Genomic DNA, 19,854 nt, shown 5'->3' with positions numbered 1-19,854 from the left:
CTGTTCCCTGTTCCCTATCTCCTTTTTATATTTCCTTTACAAACAATCTCTAAAACTTTCAATAATCACATTATCTGCCATCGCCGGGTTGAGGGTGCGTAAGGGAGCAACTAATACCCCGGCAACACCACCCAACCAAGCTCCCAACATGAAAACCCTAGTAAATAATTGCGGTACATTAATTCCTAAAGCTCCTGCCATAATTCTGTCTTGGGCGACAGCTCGCATAATTTTACCAAGGGGGGTTTTACTCAAAAGCAAATTCGCCGTAAGTAGCAAAACCTCCTGTAAGAAAGTACATTGCGCCAATTTTTACGGGTTGGTTGTTGTCAGTAGTGTTGTTGGCAGGGGTGCTACAAGCTGCTAGTATTCCCACTCCTGCCAAACCCAGATGTTTGAGAAATTTCCGCCGTGGATAGCGGGAATAAAATGAGTAGAATTTTAACATTTGATTATGATTAATTATATTTAATAGTATTTATCAAAACTTTTTACCTCACCACTATAGCAATCCTCAATAGGTTGCGGGTAATCAAAAGGTAGATCAAAAAACTGAAACTCCCACCTGTTAAGTGTTAAGTGTTAAGTGTTCCCTAAAAGCAGTAAGATTTTTATACACAAATAAAATAGGATTGCTATATGAAATAATTTTATTTTAATTAGATTTTTTTAGTATTAGTTAAAATATTAATATTTTTTGATAAAAATTAACTCTTATTCATGGATGATAACCATAGACAACGGGTAATTCAATCACAAATTCTGTACTCTGACCAACTACAGAATTACAATAAAAATTTCCCCCATGCTTTTCAACTACAATTTGATAACTCAGGGATAATCCTAAACCCGTACCTTTTCCCACAGGTTTAGTTGTATAAAAAGGGTCAAATATTCTCTTTTTTACTTCTGCTGGTATTCCTAGTCCGTTATCCATAATATGGATAGATATATAGTCTTTATTGATAGCTTTTGTCTTGATTTTTATTTGAGGTTTAGTAGAAAAAAATTTAGATTTTAATTTTTCCCATGACATTTCTAAAGCATCAATACCATTAGCCAAAATATTCATAAAAACTTGATTGATTTGACTTGCTAAACATTCGACTAATGGCAAACTACCATATTCTTTAATTATCTGAATCTCTGGATATCCTGATTTAGGTTTAAGGCGATTTTGCAAAATTAGTAGGGTACTATCTATACCTTCGTGAATATTAACTTGTTTTTGACTGGATTCATCAAGCCGAGAAAAGTTGCGTAAGGATAAAACTATTTCTTGAATTCTTCTAGCTCCTTCTTCCATAGAATTCAGCAAACTAGGAAAATCTTCTCTGATAAAATCTAGCTCTATTATACTGTGTCTATCTCTAATTTCAACTACAGGATCTGGATAATATTGCTGATAAAGATTGAGTAAATCTAATAAATCTTCTGCATAATCTCTGGCAGGTGAAATATTGCCATAGATAAAGCTAACAGGGTTGTTGATTTCATGGGCAACCCCAGCAACTAACTGACCTAAACCTACCATTTTTTCATTCTGAATTAATTGAGCTTGAGTTTGTTTTAACTTCTGAAGAGTTTGTTCTAAGTGGGTATTTTTTTCTGTTAATTCTTGGGTTCTTTCATCAACTTTGAGTTCGAGAATATGATTGTAATTAGATAATTCCTGATATGAGCTGTTTAACTGTTGAATCATTTGATTAAAAGTTTGAGCTAGAAAACCAATTTCGTTTTTAGTTAATACTGGCACTTTTTGAGCTAGATCGCCTTTACTTACTAACTTAGCTGTATGAGCGATCGCTAAAATTGGTCGTACAATTTGACGACCCAATAACAACATAGCTACTGCCATCACTAAAGCTAATGTCAAACCAATTAGCAAAATTGAACTAGCAAGATGACGAGCAGGTGCAAATGCTTCTGTTTGTTCTATTTCTGCTAATAATGCTAAGTCTTGATATTCCAGCCACCGATAAACACCAATAACTGGTACTCCTTTATAATTTATATACAACCCTTGGCCATTCTTGCCATTAATAGCAGCATTAATAGCTTGACTACTAATGCTATCAGGAAATTCCTCTGAACCAAATTTTGTGGCTGAAACAAATACATTCCTCCTGGATAAACTACTACCAATATTACCTACTAAATAAGTTTCGGCTGTTTCTCCTAAACCTGCTTGCTCACGAATAATACTATCAATTCTGTCTAAGTTAAGATGGGTAGCAAACATTCCTAGTTTCTTACCATTTTCACTGAGAATAGGGATAGCAAAGGTAATCATAGGTTTACCTGTTTCAGCAGAGCGGTAAAAGTTTGATATTAAGTTATCTGTGGGAGATTTTGTTACTTCGCTATATTGAACTAGAGGTTGATATTTGCCTACTTTCTTGGAATTACTGGAAACTAAAATCCTGCTACTTCTGCTTAAAATAAAAATTTCTTGTAAGCTACCAATATTAGTAGCAAAAGATTTTAAAGAAGTCTGTAGTGAAGCTTGAGATGATTCATATTCTGGAGAAGATTTTTTGCTTGTTAGTAGTATTTTTGCTTGGTTATTAATTTCTGGCAACTCGGCGAGCGCTATGATATTTTTTCGTCGATCTAATACCCAGAAATTAAGTTCCTTTTCTTTAAGTTGAGCAGCAAAGTTCAGGCGATCGAATACTGATTCTTTTAAAGATGCTCGTGCTTGACTAAAAGTCGTATATCCGACAATTGATATTGTCAGCAGGGACAAAACTAAAAAAGAACCTACGATTTGAATTAGGAGGCTTTTTTTCCAAAAGTACATGATTCAATCTCCACATTTTTGACTTTGCTACATTATATTTAACTCAAAGTTTTCCACTGAGAAAATATTTCTTTAATCCGGTTAATCGCTATATCAGTGGCCTCAGTTGGTGATAAACCTTCAATTAAAACTTGCTGCATCGCCTTACTCCAAATGTTTTCTGAATGTACTTGAGAATAAGCATGACTCCTAGAATTATCAAATAAACGAGTCTGATCTTCAGTAAATTGTTGAGATGCTATGGAAATATGAGGGTCTTTTTTATTAGTCCAAAACGGGTCTTTCCATAGTTGAGGCATAATCGGAAAATAGCGACCTCTAGAACCTTTAATGTAAGGTCCTAAATTATCAGGTTGTACTAAATATGATAAAAATTCTTTTGCCCGTTTGGGATGAGCAGAAGATTTAAAAATTACAGGTTGTTTAACAGATACTAAATATGTAGATTCTGCTCCATTAGGATTAGTCGGAAAATGTATAGTTCTCATTTGATTCAAGTAAATTTCTTCATCTTCTTGTTGAGAACCAGGAATCGACATACTTGGATTAATTGTCATTAAAGTCTTGTGATTTAGGAAATTAGTATTATTATCATAATTAAGCCAATTAACTGCATTAGGTGGTACATATCCATTTTTATAAAAGCTGGTGTACCAGTCTAATACCTCAATAAGTTTTTGTCTTATTTCTGGTTGATCTATTTGTAGTTTCCCCTGTTTATTTATTATTTGTAAGTTGTTAGTTTCCAACATTTGTTCAAATATAAGATAGGTATCTGAAGCATCGATAGACATGGGTAAACCCAAGGTATAAATATTACTGTCATTTTGTTGACGTAAAACTTTTTGTGCACTTTGCCAAAATTGCCAAAATTCATCCCAATTTTTCGGGATTTCTTCACCTAAACCTGCATCACGAATTAAATCATGCCAGTAGTGAATATGGATACTTTCTTGCATTATTGGTACAGCATAATTAGAATATTTAGACTCTATATTGTTGTACAAATAAGCAGACTTCAGAGCAGTATCACTGTATAAGTTTTTTACAGTTTCAATTACATCTGAAACATCTAGTAATTTTCCTGCCAACGCCCATTGGGGAATTAAAGTATATTCTGCTCTTTCAGAAAAGAGAATATCGGGTGCTTTACCTGTCGCCAAAGCATCAATAGCTGCTTGTAAAATATCATCTTCACTGAAAAACAAAAGTTCAACTTTGTTATCTGTTTTTTCTTGCCACTCAGCAACTACTTTTTTCAGACCTTCATCTTGCTCTGGATAGTATCCCCGATTCCACCAAATTGTTAATATTTTCTCTGATTGAGGTTCTTGCAGATAATTTTCAGGTTTATTTCCACTACATGTAACTAATATTAAACAGACTATAAATAACAAAATTAAGCTGAGTAATTTATGTCTCATAATTATCTAATCCGGCAGTTATGGTAAATGTAATTTATATATAGGTATTTATTATCATTAGCTGTAAGTTTTCAGCTTTTTTATGACTGACTTGACTAAGTGTTGGCCTTTTTTTAATAGTAGCATGAGAGCTAGTTAATATCCTAATTTAGTTATTTGGTTATTAGTTTTTGATAACTCGGCGATATACCAATTATCATCAGGAATGAAGTACAAAGTTCTAGGTTTTAGGGAATACCTTCACTGGGAAGAGGAAATAGAGATTCCAATAAACCCTATAGCCAAGATATTTTTATGATGAATTTAGTTATTTGTCTAAAAAAAAAGATATTGTTAGTTGAATGGATTGACAGAAGGGGACTGTGGTATGACTAAAGCATTATCAAGGAGATTCAACTCCAACCAATTATGGACACTGCTCATGACGGTGGGATTTTGAAGACTATTGGTGCACCTAATATCTTCGGATCGTAGGGACGATAATTTTTGACTCGTTTAAAATATAAAAGTATTTCTCAAATAGGATTTTTCATGTTTCGGTTGCTAGAACAAATAGTTCTGATTTCTTAGCAATATTGTGGAAAGCGATCGGAAAAATTGGGAGAAGTATTCCGAAAAATGACAATAGAGGAATGTTAAATACAATAGAGAAGAATTTAAAATATGCAATGTGAACTATGTGACAGGGAGATGAAACGTTTAAGCGTTCATCACTTAATTCCTAGACAACAGACTAAACGCAAGAAAGCTGAACCCAGTCCGACCATTGATATATGTTCAGCTTGTCATCGACAGATCCACGCTTTCTTTGACAATAAGCGTTTAGCCCAAGAATTGAATACGATAGAAAAGCTCAAGCATGAACCTCAAATGCAAAAATTCCTGTTATGGGTCAGCAAGCAAAACCCAGATAGAAGAGTGCAAGTACATCGCCAGAAATAAAAACTTTCATTCATTGATATTTGGTGTTGAGATTCTGAAATTCAGTTTTGGCAAAGGTTATATCCAAGTTGAAAAAAAAATTTCCTAGACCCTTGACATTTATGTAGCATTTATGTAGTATATAAATATAAGGCGGTTGAGAGAGAACAAACAAAAGTATCTCGCTCATAAGTTATGAACCTTGAAAAGTAAATATTCCCATACTACAAATAACTATTAGCTGCTAGTCACGAATGACTACAAAGCCGATATTGTAGTAAAAATGAGGGTGTAGCTCAGTTAGTTTAGAGCGCCTGTCTGTCGAACAGGAGGTCGCGGGCGCAAATCCCGTCACCCTCGCTAATAGCCTCGTGGGCAAACAGATAAGTCGCTCTGGTTTTCACCCAGGGAGAAGCGGGTGCAAATCCCGTCGAGGCTTTGGAAGGGAGAGAGTGTAAGAAATAGAACGTTTTTTATTATACTCCCCTACTGCCTAAACCTCTCTTTCAATTGTGTGAAATATGGGTCGCTAACTCAATGGTTAGAGTAGCCGCCTTTTAAGCGGAAGGTTCAGAGTTCAAGTCTCTGGCGACCCACTAATACCAGGGTTGTTAGCTCAGTTGTTAGAGCAGCCGCCTCTTAAGCGGAAGTGCGTAGGTTCAAATCCTACACAGCCCACCAAATTTGCGGATGTAGTTTAAAGGTTAGCATTTGAGTCTTCCAAACTCTAGGTATGGGTTCGACCCCCATTATCCGCTCTGGAATATGTGAGTCTGATGTAATTGGTAGCATTTGAGTGCGCCACACTCAGTTAGTGAGTTCGAGTCTCACCACTCGCCTTCATACTCCTGTAGCTCAATAGTAGAGCATTTGCCTTACAAGCAAGAGGTTATGAGTTCAAATATCACCGGGAGTATTATGCCTCCATAGGTCAATGGATAGAGCAACACTCTTCTAAAGTGAAGGTTCCAGGTTCAAATCTTGGTGGAGGCGTTGAACAAGTCAATGTTCAAAATGTAAAACTATCAAAGGAGGTTGCTTTCATTGAAATTATTTAACACCAACCTGTGCAATTGACCCTAGCGTGACCCAACATTTAGAGCTTACATACTTTAGTACGAGAGGAATAGTACCATTGTTAACGCAATGGGCGCGTGAGAACGGGGAGTGTGAAGAACCCGATAGGTGGGCTTAGAGGTAGCCATCCTTGAGAGAGTGTGTAATAACTCATCGGCGGAGTCCCCCTAGTAACTGAGAAAGCGCATAAAATGCTCTCATAACTTGCACGCTAGGCAATTTGCACTTTACAGTACAGCAATTTTCAGATTGATAACCACATTGTCATAACCAAAACCCTCTAGGGGCAAGCGTTTGCTGAACATTCCCTAGGAAATCGCCCCTACTGTGGTCTACTCATAAGTGTATTACAAACAATTTATCAGCAAATTTTTTTGGATATATGCCTATTTATTTTTATGGTAGTCGTTCACAGCCTTATGGTTGCTTTTCTAATTTTTCCCGACATGGTTTTGAACTTGAAAGATATTGGTGGGTAACAAATGAACATTATTTTCAAGCTCATAAATTTGCTACTACAGACCCTCTGTGGTTTAACAAAATTCGGGAGGTAAAAACCCCAAGGGAAGCAGCACAAATGGGGCGCAGTAGGAAATATCCACTGCGAACAGATTGGGAAAAAATCAAAGATGAAATTATGGAACGAGGTGTATTAAAAAAATTTGAAACTCATGGCAATATTCGCGAAATTCTACTGTCAACAGATGATGAGTTAATTGTTGAGAATTCTCCCAGTGATTATTATTGGGGTTGTGGCATAGATGGTACAGGTAAAAATAAATTAGGACTAATTTTAATGGCAGTTCGTCAAACACTGCGCGATCGCGCAGCGGTGCGTGGCACTATCGCGTAGCGGTGCGTAGCACTATCGCTACTCAAATGAATAAATCAAATCTCCCCCTTAATATCAAATCCCGATGATTATTTATTTTAGGTCTGCAGCGACTGGAACTCGTGGAAGGAAGCAATATCAGGGATGACACAAGATTACTTCCTCTCGTCACAATGACGACTTTTCAGCCGGATTATATATCAGTTAGGTACACTATTAACGGGCAATATGCCCGCACTATAGAGGTTTGAACGTTAATATTTATACATCACATACTTGGAATCTGCTGTAAGTCTATTATTTTTGATAGGAAGTCCAATTGCTGTTCTCTATTCCCTGTTCCTTGCCATAATAACTCGCAATAATAGCTATCATCAACCACCAAAGGGTATTAATTTGGGGACGATACCAAACCGTATCCACCAAACCATGACCCATTAATCCTACCATTGCTGCCATTGCCCCAATTAACCAATACCCTTGAGCATTATTAGTGTCTCGCAAACGTTTCAAATGCAGCAAACCTTGATTAAAAGTCACTAAGAGCAACCACAAAAAAGCAGTAAAACCAATAAAACCAGTTTCCACAATTATTTCTAAAGGCACAGAATAAGCACTCAAGGCACTGTAACGCGGTCGCTGATAGAGAGGATAGATTTTATTGAACACATCATTCCCCGGTCCAATACCTAAAATTGGGCGATCGCGAATCATATCAAACACAGACATCCAAACATTGATCCGAAAATTATTACTGCTATCTTGACGACCTGCAAAAATACTAAGAACGCGATCGCGCAACGGCTCTAATAACACCACTGCCAAAATTAACAACCCCGCCAAACTTCCCACAGCTATTGGCAGGGACCAAGTTTGCCAAAATCTAGGCATATAGATACTCCACCAATACCACATTAAAATCAACATGGCAAACATCAAAGCCAAAAACCCAATCCAACTACCTCTGCTACCTGTGTAACGCAAACAAGCACAGTTGACTACCAATATTGTGACTGCTAGAGATTTTTGCGCCCAACTACGCCAAGCAAAAATTGCCACAAAACTCAAAGCAATTGCAGGCAACAAATATCCACCCAATAAATTAGGATTTCCCAAGTAACTATAGACACGAGTCACATTAGCTTGAGCAGAGGTAGGGTCATTCCAAGTAGCCAGAGGTTCAACTTGGTCTATCCATTGGCGAATACCATAGAAACTAACAATTAGGGAAACCAATAAATAAACACTGATTAACCAAGATCGGAGTTTAGGCGATCGTAATACTAAAGACCCTAAAGCAAACAACAATAGATAAAGAGTCAATTTCACCCACCCACTAAAAGCAGCAGTCTTTGCTGGGGAGAAAACCATTGCCAATGTAGCAATACCCCAGTAAAGCAATATTAGTAGATGAATAGGAGTTAAATGTTCCTGAGTGTTATCTGAAACAGTCAGCAATACCCAAAAACCAGCGCTAGCAAGTAATAAGAAACCAATGAGAGCAGTATTTACAAAAGGAGCTAGACTAAATACAATTGCCAGCAATACAAAACCAAGGGGTTCCCCCCATTGCATTAACCAACTACCCCGTCGCCAGTTATGGAGAGAACCATTAAGTAAACCATAGAGGTAGCTAGCATTTAGCCATTTATAGTCAGAGAGTGAGAGATTAGTTAGTGTTAACTTTTGCCAAACTGAGTTCATTTTGATATCAACAGGAAGAACAATAATAGTAGATAGGAACAAGCAATGCTTAGTGCGGGTATCCTTCCCGCGAGTACGGGAGCAAGATTCTCCCAAAATGCGTGTCTCGTAACAAAAATAATTACAATGCACCACCACTTTAATAATACAGAGTTTCAAGTAGCTTTCGTATAATAGGTATCTCCAATAATCAAAAATAAAATCAATTATTTCCCCCTACTCCCTACTCCCTCTTTACTTAGAGAGTGGTAGAACTAATATATATCGATACCCTGATTCAGCAGAACCTTGAATCCACAAAGACCCACCCTGTTGTTCTGCTAACTGACAACAGAATAGCAGTGCTAATAGATCGCGGGTGGGGTTGGCAGTAACATTTTCTCCTTGTTTTGGCATTTCCTCAAAAATTATTTCTTTGAGTTCGGGAAATGTTAGCTGTAATCTATTTAGCGTTAAGCTTGAGTTACTATTTTGTTCAATTGCAGATAACTTTTGGGAGTAGAGTTGAGTATGAGGAAGATTATCTCCAAGAAGGGGATGAGAAACCCACACTGCAACATTAAGTTCTTCTTGTTTTTCAGACAAATGAAGTTTTACTTCACTCCCTGAACCAGCAGATTGAATTACGCTATAAATTAAGTTGTATAGTGTCTGTTCTAACATTTCTTTATCAAACAAACCAATCTTCCGATCGCCACCTCCACCTAATACATGGAATTCAACCTGACGATAAACTGTTTCTGGTTCTAAGTCTCTAACTATTTGCTGACAGAGATTTTTCACGTCAACAGGAGTTGTTTCTAGATTTTGGCCAGATTCGTCTAGTTTTGCTAGGGCAATAATTTCTTCAACGAGCGATCGTAAATATCGACTTCTCTCATTGATGACTTCTACATATTCTCTTTGTTTGTCTGTCAGAGATCCGTAGATTTCCTGATTCAGAACACTTGCCATTCCCATAACAGAAGTTAACGGAGTTAACATTTCTTGGGTAACAAGAGTCATTAGCTTGTTTTTAAGCAAATCAGCAGATGTAGTCATAGATTTATTACTCATGGAAAAAAATTTAGTTTTTGTCAAGTTGTATCAGTGACTATACAGCAATTCTCATACTGGTGATGTAGTACAAAATTTTAGGTTTAGGGAACACTTAACTGGGAACTGGGAACAGAAAAGAAAACAAAAAAGCGTACTTCATACCGTTTCACTGAAGTCAGAAGTCAGAAGTCAGAAGTTAGAAGTTAGATTTCATCCACTCAAAACTTTGATCGGACAATAGTTTCGGGCAATTATTTGACATTTAAAGTTAGAAACTATATATCTGATTTTTGTGGTATAATAAAAAAGCACGGGCATGACATCATCTCTGTTGTATAAACTACGACTCATATATCAAGTTGAATAATCCCCTGTTGTCGCCTAAGCACAAAGTTGAGAGTATGTCAATGTTTATTGAATCATTCCCTCAAGGGAATTTTGCAAATCTTGAGTTAGGTCTGATATTGCTGTACGACGTTTAGTTTGGTAAGCTTCCCACCGTTGAGAAACAGAAATCGGTTCTCCCACTGTCATTTGCACTCTTTGTTTTCCTAATCTGGGACGTTTTAAGGCATTACCACCCTTAATCCGATTAATCATATCCCATATTAACAAAGTTGTATCAGCAAATCTTTCTACTGTAGGCTTTTCCTTAACATATTTACCACTAACTGCCACAAAACTTTCTACTAATCTCATGTGCCACATCCTCAGATTAGCTTCTTCCGCAAGTCTATTTGCCAAACCTCTATCTACAGGAGAAAGAGTCGCCAAATTTTCAATATCTTCTCTATAAATACAATCCCATCCTGCTTGTTCGAGGCGACGACAACGATCTATCAAATTACCCTTGGGATGAATATGAAAATATTCTTCTGCAACTTCTAGAGCAGCATTGAGAAGAGTATTTAGGCGAGTGTTGACATTTTCATTAATTTTGTCATCTGTTAGAGATTCTTGGGAAGAAATTTCTTCAGTTAATTCAGGCAACTCTCGGTGATAGAATTGTCGATAAAAATCTTCCATTTTTTCTATTAAATAACCCCCTAATCTCAAAAGTCTTTGATAAAGTTTAGAAGGTGCTAATTTTTCTTGGTCAGAAAGATTTTCAGTACCTGGAAATAAACCACTATCTTTTTCTAGTTTAGTTAAAAGTTTCTCCACATTTTCCCAAGGTTCATCCAAATATTTGTATTGAATACCCACTGGCACAATAAATACTTCTTCAGAACGACCTGCCTTAGATATATCCTCAACACACCAAAATCCCATTTGGGCAATACCAGGTTCTAATAAACTAACTTTTTCATTATGACCATTAGTGGCTCCTTCTGGAGCGGCCATCATTGGTAAACTACCATGGGCAAATAATTCACGAGCTGATTTTAGTCCCTGACGGTCTAGTCTTCCACGGTGAATTGAACTTCCTCCCAAATATGAATACCACTTACCTATATAATCACCTGCCCATAAAGGAATACCTCGGTCAAAAATAAAATGATAGTGGAGAAGAGATGGGAGGTTTATTCCTTGTTGTTTGGCTAGTTTGGGCAATAGATACCAAATCATATATCCCATGCAGTAAGGGTCATCGGCACTAGGATGACGGAATGCCATGAGGAAACGATTTTTGCCTTGGTGGAAGCTTTGATATAGTTGGGCTAGGGTTTCTAGGTTATCTGCTTGTATATCAGCGATGGATATCTGGAACTTCAGCCACCAAGGTAACATTAGTTTAGTACCTGTGCGTACCAGAGGTTTGAAGTTGGGTGGGATGAATTCTAAAGGTGGTTGAACTTGGATAGTTGAGTGAGGCATTACGATTTTGGATTTTAGATTTGGTCATTTTCAGATTATCTTTCAATATAAATTGTGGGATGTCCAACAGTCGAGCTTTGAAGAAAGTTTTAGGTTTTAGGTCTAATTAAAGATAGCTTTTTTCAATACGACGGCTCATTTGTTTGAGTCGAATGATACGCGGAACTTGATTAAGAAAAGGAGATTCTGAAGGAGAATAAGAAGGGGTTAACATTTATTCGTGGTTTGCGGTACTTATTTCTAACAATATATAATATAAGTATTGTACTGCACCTTTGGCTAAATTATAAGTTAGGCGTTTATTTTACAAGTTTTATGGTTCGATAGTTTCATCAATCGGTATGGAGAAAACAATGAAACAGAATGTAATCTCTCGCGAATACAAGATTATGCTTCAGAAAGAGCGCTTTATTGGTGAGCAAAACGATCTTCTTCAAAAAGCTGGAGAATTTTGGAAAGATTTCAAAGGTTTAATTCAAGATATTGTTATTGACACTGATGGCAGTCTTAATGAGGTAAAGAAAGAAAGAAAAATCAGATTCTATGATACCGTAGATCGCTGTATTCGGAAAAGTAACTATGTTTTCCGAGAGCGAGTCGATATTAATACAGGAAAACGGGAAGTTACACTCAAATATCGTCATCCAGATCGCTATATCTCTCAGGATAGAGATATGACAGCAGCGGATGTTGAGAATGGAAAAACAAAATTTGAGGAAGACATTAAACTTCCTTTTATAAGACTTTACAGTTTCTCTACAAAACAACCAATATCAGATAGCAAAAATCTAAATAAGTTGAACGATCCTGGCGAATTATATCCAGATTTTAAGAAGCGATTAAAGTCTTATCAAGAGAATGTTCCGATTGAGGTTGTGGGTGATTTCACTGCTAGAGAAATAGTTATTGCAGGTGCAGATTTTCAAATTAGGAATAGTCCTAAAGTGGAAGCTGAGTGTGCATTAATTGCTTGGTATGATCTGGGAGGTGAAAAGGATAATCCAGTGGTAGTTGAATTTAGTTTCAAGTATGAAAATGAAAAGGAGGAATATGATGGAGAGGCATCCCAAAAAGTTTACGATGTCTTTAGTAGATTAAATGAAAAGTTAGCAGCGTGGGTTGACCCTGATGGAGAAACAAAGACTGCTTATGTTTATTCAAGAGCAAGTTAGTCTTACAAATAGTGTAGTTCAATAATTAATAATTAACAATCCTCCAAAGTGTAAGTATTCAACCGGACATGATATTCAAATCCGGTAGTATCGGTGTAAAAAAGCAGAGAAACCGGGTTTATATTAAATGCTCACTATACTAATATCTATCCGCCATAAACCCGGTTTATTATAACACTTCCATTGCCAAGCGGATTTGATATTATATCATGTTTGGATAATCACTTATAATAAAGTTTTTGTTTGTAGTAGGGCTTCAGCCCGAACTGTAGATAGGGCTGAATCCCTACTACAAACTTTAATTATATATAACTATTTAACCGAACATAATATTACTCCCACTCTTCTAATTCTTCTATCCAATTTTGCAATAAATTATTAATTTGTTCTCGTCGAGTTTCAAAGCTAGCGGCTATCCAAATAAAAGCAACTCCTACTATTAAACCTATTATCCATTTGAAAAATGAATAAATAGAATTCAGCACAATTAATTGATTAAAAATGTTGACGATAAATGTTACTGTTCCTACATACAGAAATGCTCTAGTTTGTAATCCTAATCCGGCAAAAATTGCAATAATACTAATTATTCCTGGAAGTAAACCAGTCCATTGATTTTCTAATAAAGCGACAAAACAAATAATGCCACTGCCAAACATTCGTAAGTTATGACGAATATTTCTGTTTTGAGGTAATTTAAGGATCGGATCGATTTTAGCTACATAAAGTAATGATAATCCGATGGGAGTAACGTAAACTAATGTCTGAATTGATGCTCCTAAATTATTTAGCCAAATCACAAAAACATAGTTAATTAAACCTACACTAATATAAGTTAATCGAATTTGCTGATTTACCTTGGCAATAGCAATATAAAATCCAGCAGTTATTAAAATTGAAGCATACCAATACCAAGGTGGAGCCAGGTCTAATCTTAAATTAGTAAGAACAACAGTTATTATGGGAATTATCAGAGAAACTCGTCGCCAAGGTTTTAGAGGCCATCCCCAATTTTCCCAGGGTAATATATAGATAAAGTAGGAAATTATTGCTGTTATTGCACCTAACCAAGATAGTAAAAATTCTGCGACGGAGAGTAAATTAATTATATAGATAGCAACAGCATATCCTTCTAAAACACCTAGATAAATCCAGGTTTCTGCTTGTTGCAAATTGGAGTTATTTTTGCCTTGCATAATTGCATAGCGAGTCAGAAGTATGGCTGTAGTTAATCCTAATATTGGATTAGATTTCAGATTATATCCTGCTAATAAAAGTAAAAGACAGCTACTCACTGCCCAATGTATATTGGCAATATTTTTAATTTCTGTTGTTGTGAGTTTTAAGTAATCTGATAACCAGGGGGATAATAACCGATAGCCATAAGCGATCGCTGTACCCAGGCTAGCATAAGCAACTAATTTTTCTCCTAATGGTAGGGAATAAATTTGATAGAAAAGTAGTTCGGCAGCGGAAATAGATATTCCAAAAATACCTAAATATAATATTGGTTTTAATTTGGTTTGTCTTCTACCTACACCAATTAATATAAATGACAAGGCTAAGGAAGTTAAACCCGTCCAGCTATCAAAAATACCTACACGCAATAAAACACCTAAAATACCATAGAGTAATGGTATTGTTTGCCAACATTTAGGCAAATTATTAATATCTAATTTTCGTTGTAACCAGTCTCCTAAAATTTGCACAAATAATCCTAATGCAATGTTGGCTATCGCTAAACTAATTACAGATTTATTGACTAAGCTTAAAGTTTCTACTGTGAATAATTCTAAACCCCAAGTAAAACTATAAACTTTAACGTTAGACTGAAGAAAATTATTGAGACTAAATGTAATGGATGAGTTTTCTTTTGTTTGTTTAATACATCCTTGATAACCAATGGCAAATAATGTCAGACTAGCAGAAATAATTACGATGATTGAGGGATTAAAAATTTCTGAATAAATCCCTAAAGAGTGGATTGTTAATACAATCAATTCTAAGCTGCACAAAGTTATCGCCCAACCATCTAATGCTTTAGCGTAAAGGTTAAATAATTTCCCTGATAACTGAACTATTCGAGAGTAAAATAACCACAAACTTACTAAATATAAACCAAGAATTAATAACCACTCTACCCCGGAAACAGGAGGCAAACCTAACACACCTTCCCACAGACAAACACTTATAAAAGTTAAGACAAATCCTACCGTAATATTTGCCGATGTTTGAGTTAGTAAGTATTTGGTATTAACGAACATTAAAACTATGCCTAAACCTAAACCAAGCAATCGAGTTTCTGGCTGCCATAAAGTTAAAGTTTGGAGCAGAATTACAGCACTGATACTTAATTCACCTGCTATTTTTCTGAAAGATATTATTTTGCTGGAAATAGTTGTTAAAGCTAAAGGAGTAATAAACCAAATAATTCGCAATTCTGGTGATAACTGGCAATTAATAGCTGTGCAAATATTAGGTTGAAAATTTCCTAAGTTACCCAACAGCAAAATATAACTGATACCTGCTAAAACTAAACCCAGATGCCAAGCACTTAAACAGAAACAACTTAACAACGAGATAGAAGATGTAGGTGTAATTATTCTTGTTTCTGCTGTTATCTTAGTCTGCAAAATAAATATTCCCCATTCACTCACCATCATTACTAATAAAATTATTACCCATACTGCTAAACTTAAATCTGGTAATAAATAATTAATCCCAGAAAATATTGATAATAAACCAGTGATATGAGTTAGATAAACAAGATGAACTCTGGTGGGTTGACGCCGAGAGGTAAAAATAGCAAGGGTAATAGTTGAAGCTAATAAATTGAGAAATATAACTAGAGGATTTTGCCAGGATAATATATTTAAAAATACTCCAAACCCTAAGCAGATTTTTTGACTAAACTTACCTAAGTTAATTTGTTGACGGCGATAAATCCAATCTGTCACCCAGACCATAAATATTAAGTAGGGAAACCAAGCTAAACTGAGTAATGATTCTGGTGAATTTTGGGCATTAAAAATTTGAGTTGCTGTGGCGACTAAAGTTTTTCTAGTTGTAATTGGAATTAATTGCCATCCTAACCAAGTAGCTTGTAAACCAATTAGAAAACCTACAGATATGTTAATTGTTTGCCAAGATTTTTGCAGGTTTTCAGCTAACAATAATAAGCCGATAATACTAACGATTAATGCTTGCCAAGGTTGAGAAAATACTGAAACTAACCAAGCAAGAAATAATAAACTAATTCCAATCCGATTTTGTACAAATAATTTTCGTTGAATCCGAGCAGAAATATTATTTTTCAATAATATCCACCCACTTATTCCCAGAGCTAATCCTAATTTTGTAATATCTACATTGGCAACAAAAATCCCTCTAGCTAATAAAATTCCCAAAGCATAAATTACAATAGCAATTCCTGTGAGTGGGTCTCCAGTATTACTTTGATTTTCAACTTCCGTTGTTTCTGTAATTCCTTGAGTTTGGTTATGATAAATAGTGGCGATCGCTGTACCAATTACACCTAAATAGATTGCCAAAATCGGAAATCCTGAAAATCTCCATCCATACTGTAAATAACTCAATCCTAACAAGTTCAGTGCAGCAATCGAAATCCATTTTTTAGAGATAAGATTACTGATTTTTTTATCAAAATAAAGGATGATACTGGTGAGTAAAAAAGAAGCGATCGCTATTATTAACCATCCCCCAATATTACCCCATAAACCCAAGCCATCTATTGCCCAAAAATTCACAGGTACTAACAGTAATGTCACGAGTCGTAAAGTATCGGAAGTTAACCGTAAGTTTCCTATTTTTCTCGTCCAGACTGTCGCGCCAAAAAAGCATAATGTATATGTTAAAAGCACTAAATATTGTCCGGTAGGAGGAAATTTTTCCCACTGACTGGCAGCAAGTAAGCCAGAAGAAACGACTACTAAAAATAAACCTAAAAAAAGCAGCCATCGGAGGCTTAATTCTGCCATTAATGACTGTAATATTTGAGTGATTAAATTAGGAGATTTTACAGTAGAAGTTTTAGGTATAGTTGGCTGTAAATCTATTTCTGTTTGAGTCGTTTTAGTGTTAGTTACCAATTTTTCTTTTTTGATAACTTCTGGTAGAGGGGTACTTAGATATTTTTGGCAGAGTTGCCTAACTTCATCATCGGAGATTAAGCCAAGGTGTAACCACATATCTAAACCTTCTAATATTTGTGGATGATTTTTATCAATATTAATTAACATTTCTTACATCTTCTACATAATAGAGATTTCCGGGAACTAAGTTTTTGGTTAGTAAATTCAGACGTTTGAGATTAATTTTCGGAGAGGTAGAATAGGGAATAGTCAGTAATTAGACTTTCCATCTAAAATAATAGACTTAATTTTTAATTATCTAATAAGGAGTAAAAAGAATGGAACCTATAGAATTAACTGTAGCAGCGATCGCCTATCCTTTTTTAGTTAAATATGTCGAAAAGGCAGGGGAAGGTTTAAGTGAAAAGACTTTCGAGCAAGCGGGTAAGTTATGGCAACGGGTAAAAGGGATGCCTGCCGATACTTTCAATGCTTTGAAACCTGCACAAGAAAATCCTTTTCCTGAAGATTTTGAGGCAGCGATACGGGAAATGGAGGCAGTGGCCAATCAAAACCCGGAACTTAACCAAGATATTATTGATGTGGTTGCCGTTGCTAAGGAGGAACATCCAGAATATGTGAAAAATCTTGAGGCGAACTTGGAACAAATGAAGTCTCAAGGAACCGTAACTGCTGAGAATATTAATGCTTTGTTTCAGGGAAGCCCTATTACTGGGGGCAATGTAGTTAATGCTAGGGATAATGTAGCTAACATTACTGGTAATGAAAATGTCAGTGTTACTTTTTGACTGCAGCCGTCGGGAGGGGCACCGACAAAGGAAAGTACCCAACCTCCACAAAATTTGCCTTTGAGTGGAGTAACAAAATTTGTAGGGCGTGAGGAAGCCTTAGCTACTCTGCACGAACAGTTACAAAAAACGGAAAAAGTCGCCATATATTCTATTTCTGGGATGGGAGGTATTGGCAAAACTGAACTTGCTCTCCAATATGCTCGGTTTCATTGGCAACAAGGCAGTTATCCTGGTGGGGTGTGTTGGTTGCGGGCACGAGATGAGGATGTAGTATTGCAGTTTCTTAGTTTTGCTAGGGTGCATTTGGATCTGATCCTGCCTGATGATTTGAGTATGCAGGAGAAGATTAATTTCTGTTGGAGTAAATGGCCGATCCCCCCTAACCCCCCTTATCAAGGGGGGAATAAAGAAAGCCTTTCTAAGGGGGACGGGAGGGGGATTTCTTCTGATGTATTAATCGTATTTGATGATGTGGCAGAGTATGAGCAAATTGCTAATATTCTGCCTAGCGACCCTCGGTTTAAGGTTTTGGTGACTACTCGTAAACAATGGTTTGCAGAATCTTGGCAAAAGTTACAGTTACCTGTTTTGGATGAGGGTGCTGCTCTGGAATTATTGGTTTCTTTGGTTGGGAAGGAGCGTATTCAACGGGAGGCAGATGTGGCAAAGTTGCTCTGTGCTGACTTGGGTTATTTGCCTTTGGGTTTGGAGTTGGTGGGGCGGTATTTGCAGCGGAAGCGGGATTTGTCTTTGGTGAAAATGCGGGAAAGGTTGGATTTAAAGGATCGCGCTCTGCAAAAAAAAGACCGCAAGGGTGATGCTTTTCGGGATATGACTGCTCAACGGGGGGTAGAGGCTGCTTTTGAGTTGAGTTGGGAGGAGTTGGATGAGGAGGAAAAGGAGGTAGGATGTAGGTTGAGTTTGTTTGCTGCTGCTCCTATTCCTTGGGGTTTGGTGGAAGGGTGTTTGTCGGAAGTGGAGCGGGAAGATTTGGAGGAGATACGAGATGATATGTTGTTGAATTTAAGTTTGCTGGAACGAAAGGATGAAGATATTTATCAGTTACACCCACTGATTAGAAAGTTTATGGTGGGTAAGTTGCAGAAGTTTGACTCTGTGGATGAATGGAAACGTAGTTTGTGTCGAGTGGTGTCGGATGCGGCGAAGAAAATTCCTAATAGAATCACACTTGAGCAAGTTAAGGAATTTGAGGTTGATATTCCTCATATTACGGAAGTGGCGGAAAATTTGACTGAGTATTTGAGTGATGATGATTTGATTGTTCCTTTTATCAGGTTAGGTTGGTTCTATAAAGGTCAAGGAGTTTATCCACAGGCACAACTTTGGTTAGAGGAATGTAGAGAAATAGTAGAAAAACGGTTAATTAAAGATAATCCTGATGTTGCAACTGCTTATAATAACCTGGCTTTGTTATATGAATCTCAAGGGAGATACTCGGAAGCAGAAGCTTTGTTCCAACAAGCTATCAAAATCAACAAAATTGCTCTACCTCCTAACCATCAAGACATTGCCTCCAACTTCAACAATCTGGCTGTATTATATAAATCTCAAGGGAGATACTCAGAAGCGGAACCTTTGTTCCAACAAGCTATCAAAATCAACAAAATTGCTCTACCCGAAGAGCATCCAGATATTGCCACACACTTGAACAACCTGGCAGCATTATATGAATCTCAAGGAAAATACTTGGAAGCGGAACCTTTGTTAAAACAAGCTATAGAAATCGACAAAATCGCCCTGCCTCCTAATCACCCATCCTTTGCTACCCACCTCAATAACCTGGCAGAATTATATGGTTATCAAGGGAGATACTCGGAAGCGGAATCTTTGTACAGACAAGCTATAGAAATCAACAAAATTGCTCTATCCGAATATCATCCAGATATTGCCACAAACTTGAACAACCTGGCAAATTTATATCGTTATCAAGGGAGATACTCGGAAGCGGAACTTTTGTACAAACAAGTCACAGAAATCAACAAAATTTCGCTGCCTCTAAATCATCCAGATATTGCCACCCACCTCAACAACTTAGCAGGATTATATGAATGTCAAGGGAGATACTCGGAAGCGGAACCTTTGTACAAACAAGCTATAGAAATTGTCAAAATTGCCCTGTCTGTCAACCATCCACAGCTTGC

The 19,854-nt window shown here is 36.6% G+C and carries 13 protein-coding genes and 6 tRNA genes; 11 read left to right on the top strand and 8 right to left on the bottom strand.

Features of this window, described 5'->3' with window-relative positions; translation table 11 throughout:
• Window positions 1-36: 36 nt before the first annotated feature.
• The 4 genes from ACP6PM_RS03875 to ACP6PM_RS03860 all read right to left on the bottom strand — a co-directional run bounded on the left by ACP6PM_RS03875 (window position 37) and on the right by ACP6PM_RS03860 (window position 4,227).
• Window positions 37-228, bottom strand: coding sequence for an ABC transporter permease subunit (locus tag ACP6PM_RS03875; protein WP_426582011.1), 192 nt, complete (start codon window positions 226-228; stop codon window positions 37-39).
• Window positions 229-247: 19 nt separating this feature from the next.
• Window positions 248-448 (bottom strand): hypothetical protein, encoded by a 201-nt coding sequence (locus ACP6PM_RS03870; RefSeq protein WP_426582009.1) that lies wholly within the window; start codon window positions 446-448, stop codon window positions 248-250.
• A gap of 270 nt (window positions 449-718) precedes the next feature.
• Window positions 719-2,803 (bottom strand): sensor histidine kinase, encoded by a 2,085-nt coding sequence (locus ACP6PM_RS03865; protein ID WP_426582007.1) that lies wholly within the window; start codon window positions 2,801-2,803, stop codon window positions 719-721.
• A gap of 38 nt (window positions 2,804-2,841) precedes the next feature.
• Entirely contained in the window at window positions 2,842-4,227 is a 1,386-nt protein-coding gene (locus tag ACP6PM_RS03860) for an ABC transporter substrate-binding protein (protein ID WP_426582005.1), read from the bottom strand.
• A gap of 663 nt (window positions 4,228-4,890) precedes the next feature.
• Between ACP6PM_RS03860 and ACP6PM_RS03855 the strand changes: the two genes are divergently transcribed.
• From ACP6PM_RS03855 to ACP6PM_RS03820, 8 genes are all read left to right on the top strand, one after another.
• Window positions 4,891-5,169 carry an HNH endonuclease gene (locus tag ACP6PM_RS03855; protein WP_426582003.1) on the top strand — a complete coding sequence of 93 codons (279 nt, stop codon included), beginning with the start codon at window positions 4,891-4,893 and terminating at the stop codon, window positions 5,167-5,169.
• 264 nt (window positions 5,170-5,433) lie between these two features.
• A tRNA-Asp gene (locus ACP6PM_RS03850) sits at window positions 5,434-5,508 on the top strand.
• A gap of 163 nt (window positions 5,509-5,671) precedes the next feature.
• Window positions 5,672-5,744 (top strand) — tRNA-Lys (locus ACP6PM_RS03845).
• Window positions 5,745-5,753: 9 nt separating this feature from the next.
• Window positions 5,754-5,829, top strand: a tRNA-Lys gene (locus ACP6PM_RS03840).
• Window positions 5,830-5,834: 5 nt separating this feature from the next.
• A tRNA-Gly gene (locus ACP6PM_RS03835) sits at window positions 5,835-5,906 on the top strand.
• 86 nt (window positions 5,907-5,992) lie between these two features.
• Window positions 5,993-6,064, top strand: a tRNA-Val gene (locus tag ACP6PM_RS03830).
• Window positions 6,065-6,068: 4 nt separating this feature from the next.
• Window positions 6,069-6,141 (top strand) — tRNA-Arg (locus ACP6PM_RS03825).
• 466 nt (window positions 6,142-6,607) lie between these two features.
• Window positions 6,608-7,078 (top strand): NADAR family protein, encoded by a 471-nt coding sequence (locus tag ACP6PM_RS03820; protein ID WP_426582001.1) that lies wholly within the window; start codon window positions 6,608-6,610, stop codon window positions 7,076-7,078.
• 276 nt (window positions 7,079-7,354) lie between these two features.
• Here ACP6PM_RS03820 and ACP6PM_RS03815 read toward each other — a convergent pair whose 3' ends face one another.
• The 3 genes from ACP6PM_RS03815 to ACP6PM_RS03805 all read right to left on the bottom strand — a co-directional run bounded on the left by ACP6PM_RS03815 (window position 7,355) and on the right by ACP6PM_RS03805 (window position 11,617).
• On the bottom strand, window positions 7,355-8,761 hold the full coding sequence (locus ACP6PM_RS03815) for an IctB family putative bicarbonate transporter (RefSeq protein WP_426582000.1): 1,407 nt from the start codon (window positions 8,759-8,761) through the stop codon (window positions 7,355-7,357).
• Between the two features lie 234 nt (window positions 8,762-8,995).
• Entirely contained in the window at window positions 8,996-9,817 is an 822-nt protein-coding gene (locus ACP6PM_RS03810; RefSeq protein WP_426581998.1) for a sensor histidine kinase, read from the bottom strand.
• A gap of 393 nt (window positions 9,818-10,210) precedes the next feature.
• Window positions 10,211-11,617: a 1-acyl-sn-glycerol-3-phosphate acyltransferase gene (locus tag ACP6PM_RS03805; RefSeq protein WP_426581996.1), complete on the bottom strand. Its 1,407-nt coding sequence runs from the start codon at window positions 11,615-11,617 to the stop codon at window positions 10,211-10,213.
• A gap of 353 nt (window positions 11,618-11,970) precedes the next feature.
• Between ACP6PM_RS03805 and ACP6PM_RS03800 the strand changes: the two genes are divergently transcribed.
• Window positions 11,971-12,789 (top strand): hypothetical protein, encoded by an 819-nt coding sequence (locus ACP6PM_RS03800; RefSeq protein ID WP_426581994.1) that lies wholly within the window; start codon window positions 11,971-11,973, stop codon window positions 12,787-12,789.
• A 332-nt stretch (window positions 12,790-13,121) separates the two neighbouring features.
• Here ACP6PM_RS03800 and ACP6PM_RS03795 read toward each other — a convergent pair whose 3' ends face one another.
• Complete coding sequence (locus ACP6PM_RS03795; protein WP_426581992.1) at window positions 13,122-17,048, bottom strand: hypothetical protein; 3,927 nt, start codon at window positions 17,046-17,048, stop codon at window positions 13,122-13,124.
• A 170-nt stretch (window positions 17,049-17,218) separates the two neighbouring features.
• Here ACP6PM_RS03795 and ACP6PM_RS03790 point away from each other — a divergent pair, with 170 nt between their 5' ends.
• Window positions 17,219-17,689, top strand: a complete 471-nt coding sequence (locus tag ACP6PM_RS03790) for a hypothetical protein (RefSeq protein WP_426581991.1) — start codon at window positions 17,219-17,221, stop codon at window positions 17,687-17,689.
• Between the two features lie 60 nt (window positions 17,690-17,749).
• On the top strand, window positions 17,750-19,854 hold a 2,105-nt coding region (locus ACP6PM_RS03785), incomplete at its 3' end, for a tetratricopeptide repeat protein (RefSeq protein ID WP_426581989.1).

This window comes from Dapis brunnea BLCC-M229, assembly GCF_050015995.1.
GTDB lineage: Bacteria > Cyanobacteriota > Cyanobacteriia > Cyanobacteriales > Microcoleaceae > Trichodesmium.
This window is presented reverse-complemented; position numbering and strand designations above follow the sequence as displayed.

What these genes read in the sequence shown, in the direction of transcription:
- ACP6PM_RS03875 (WP_426582011.1), bottom strand. Translation starts at nt 228, where the DNA reads ATGCGAGCTGTCGCCCAAGACAGAATTATGGCAGGAGCTTTAGGAATT.
- ACP6PM_RS03870 (WP_426582009.1), bottom strand. Translation starts at nt 448, where the DNA reads ATGTTAAAATTCTACTCATTTTATTCCCGCTATCCACGGCGGAAATTT.
- ACP6PM_RS03865 (WP_426582007.1), bottom strand. Translation starts at nt 2,803, where the DNA reads ATGTACTTTTGGAAAAAAAGCCTCCTAATTCAAATCGTAGGTTCTTTT.
- ACP6PM_RS03860 (WP_426582005.1), bottom strand. Translation starts at nt 4,227, where the DNA reads ATGAGACATAAATTACTCAGCTTAATTTTGTTATTTATAGTCTGTTTA.
- ACP6PM_RS03855 (WP_426582003.1), top strand. Translation starts at nt 4,891, where the DNA reads ATGCAATGTGAACTATGTGACAGGGAGATGAAACGTTTAAGCGTTCAT.
- ACP6PM_RS03820 (WP_426582001.1), top strand. Translation starts at nt 6,608, where the DNA reads ATGCCTATTTATTTTTATGGTAGTCGTTCACAGCCTTATGGTTGCTTT.
- ACP6PM_RS03815 (WP_426582000.1), bottom strand. Translation starts at nt 8,761, where the DNA reads ATGAACTCAGTTTGGCAAAAGTTAACACTAACTAATCTCTCACTCTCT.
- ACP6PM_RS03810 (WP_426581998.1), bottom strand. Translation starts at nt 9,817, where the DNA reads ATGAGTAATAAATCTATGACTACATCTGCTGATTTGCTTAAAAACAAG.
- ACP6PM_RS03805 (WP_426581996.1), bottom strand. Translation starts at nt 11,617, where the DNA reads ATGCCTCACTCAACTATCCAAGTTCAACCACCTTTAGAATTCATCCCA.
- ACP6PM_RS03800 (WP_426581994.1), top strand. Translation starts at nt 11,971, where the DNA reads ATGAAACAGAATGTAATCTCTCGCGAATACAAGATTATGCTTCAGAAA.
- ACP6PM_RS03795 (WP_426581992.1), bottom strand. Translation starts at nt 17,048, where the DNA reads ATGTTAATTAATATTGATAAAAATCATCCACAAATATTAGAAGGTTTA.
- ACP6PM_RS03790 (WP_426581991.1), top strand. Translation starts at nt 17,219, where the DNA reads ATGGAACCTATAGAATTAACTGTAGCAGCGATCGCCTATCCTTTTTTA.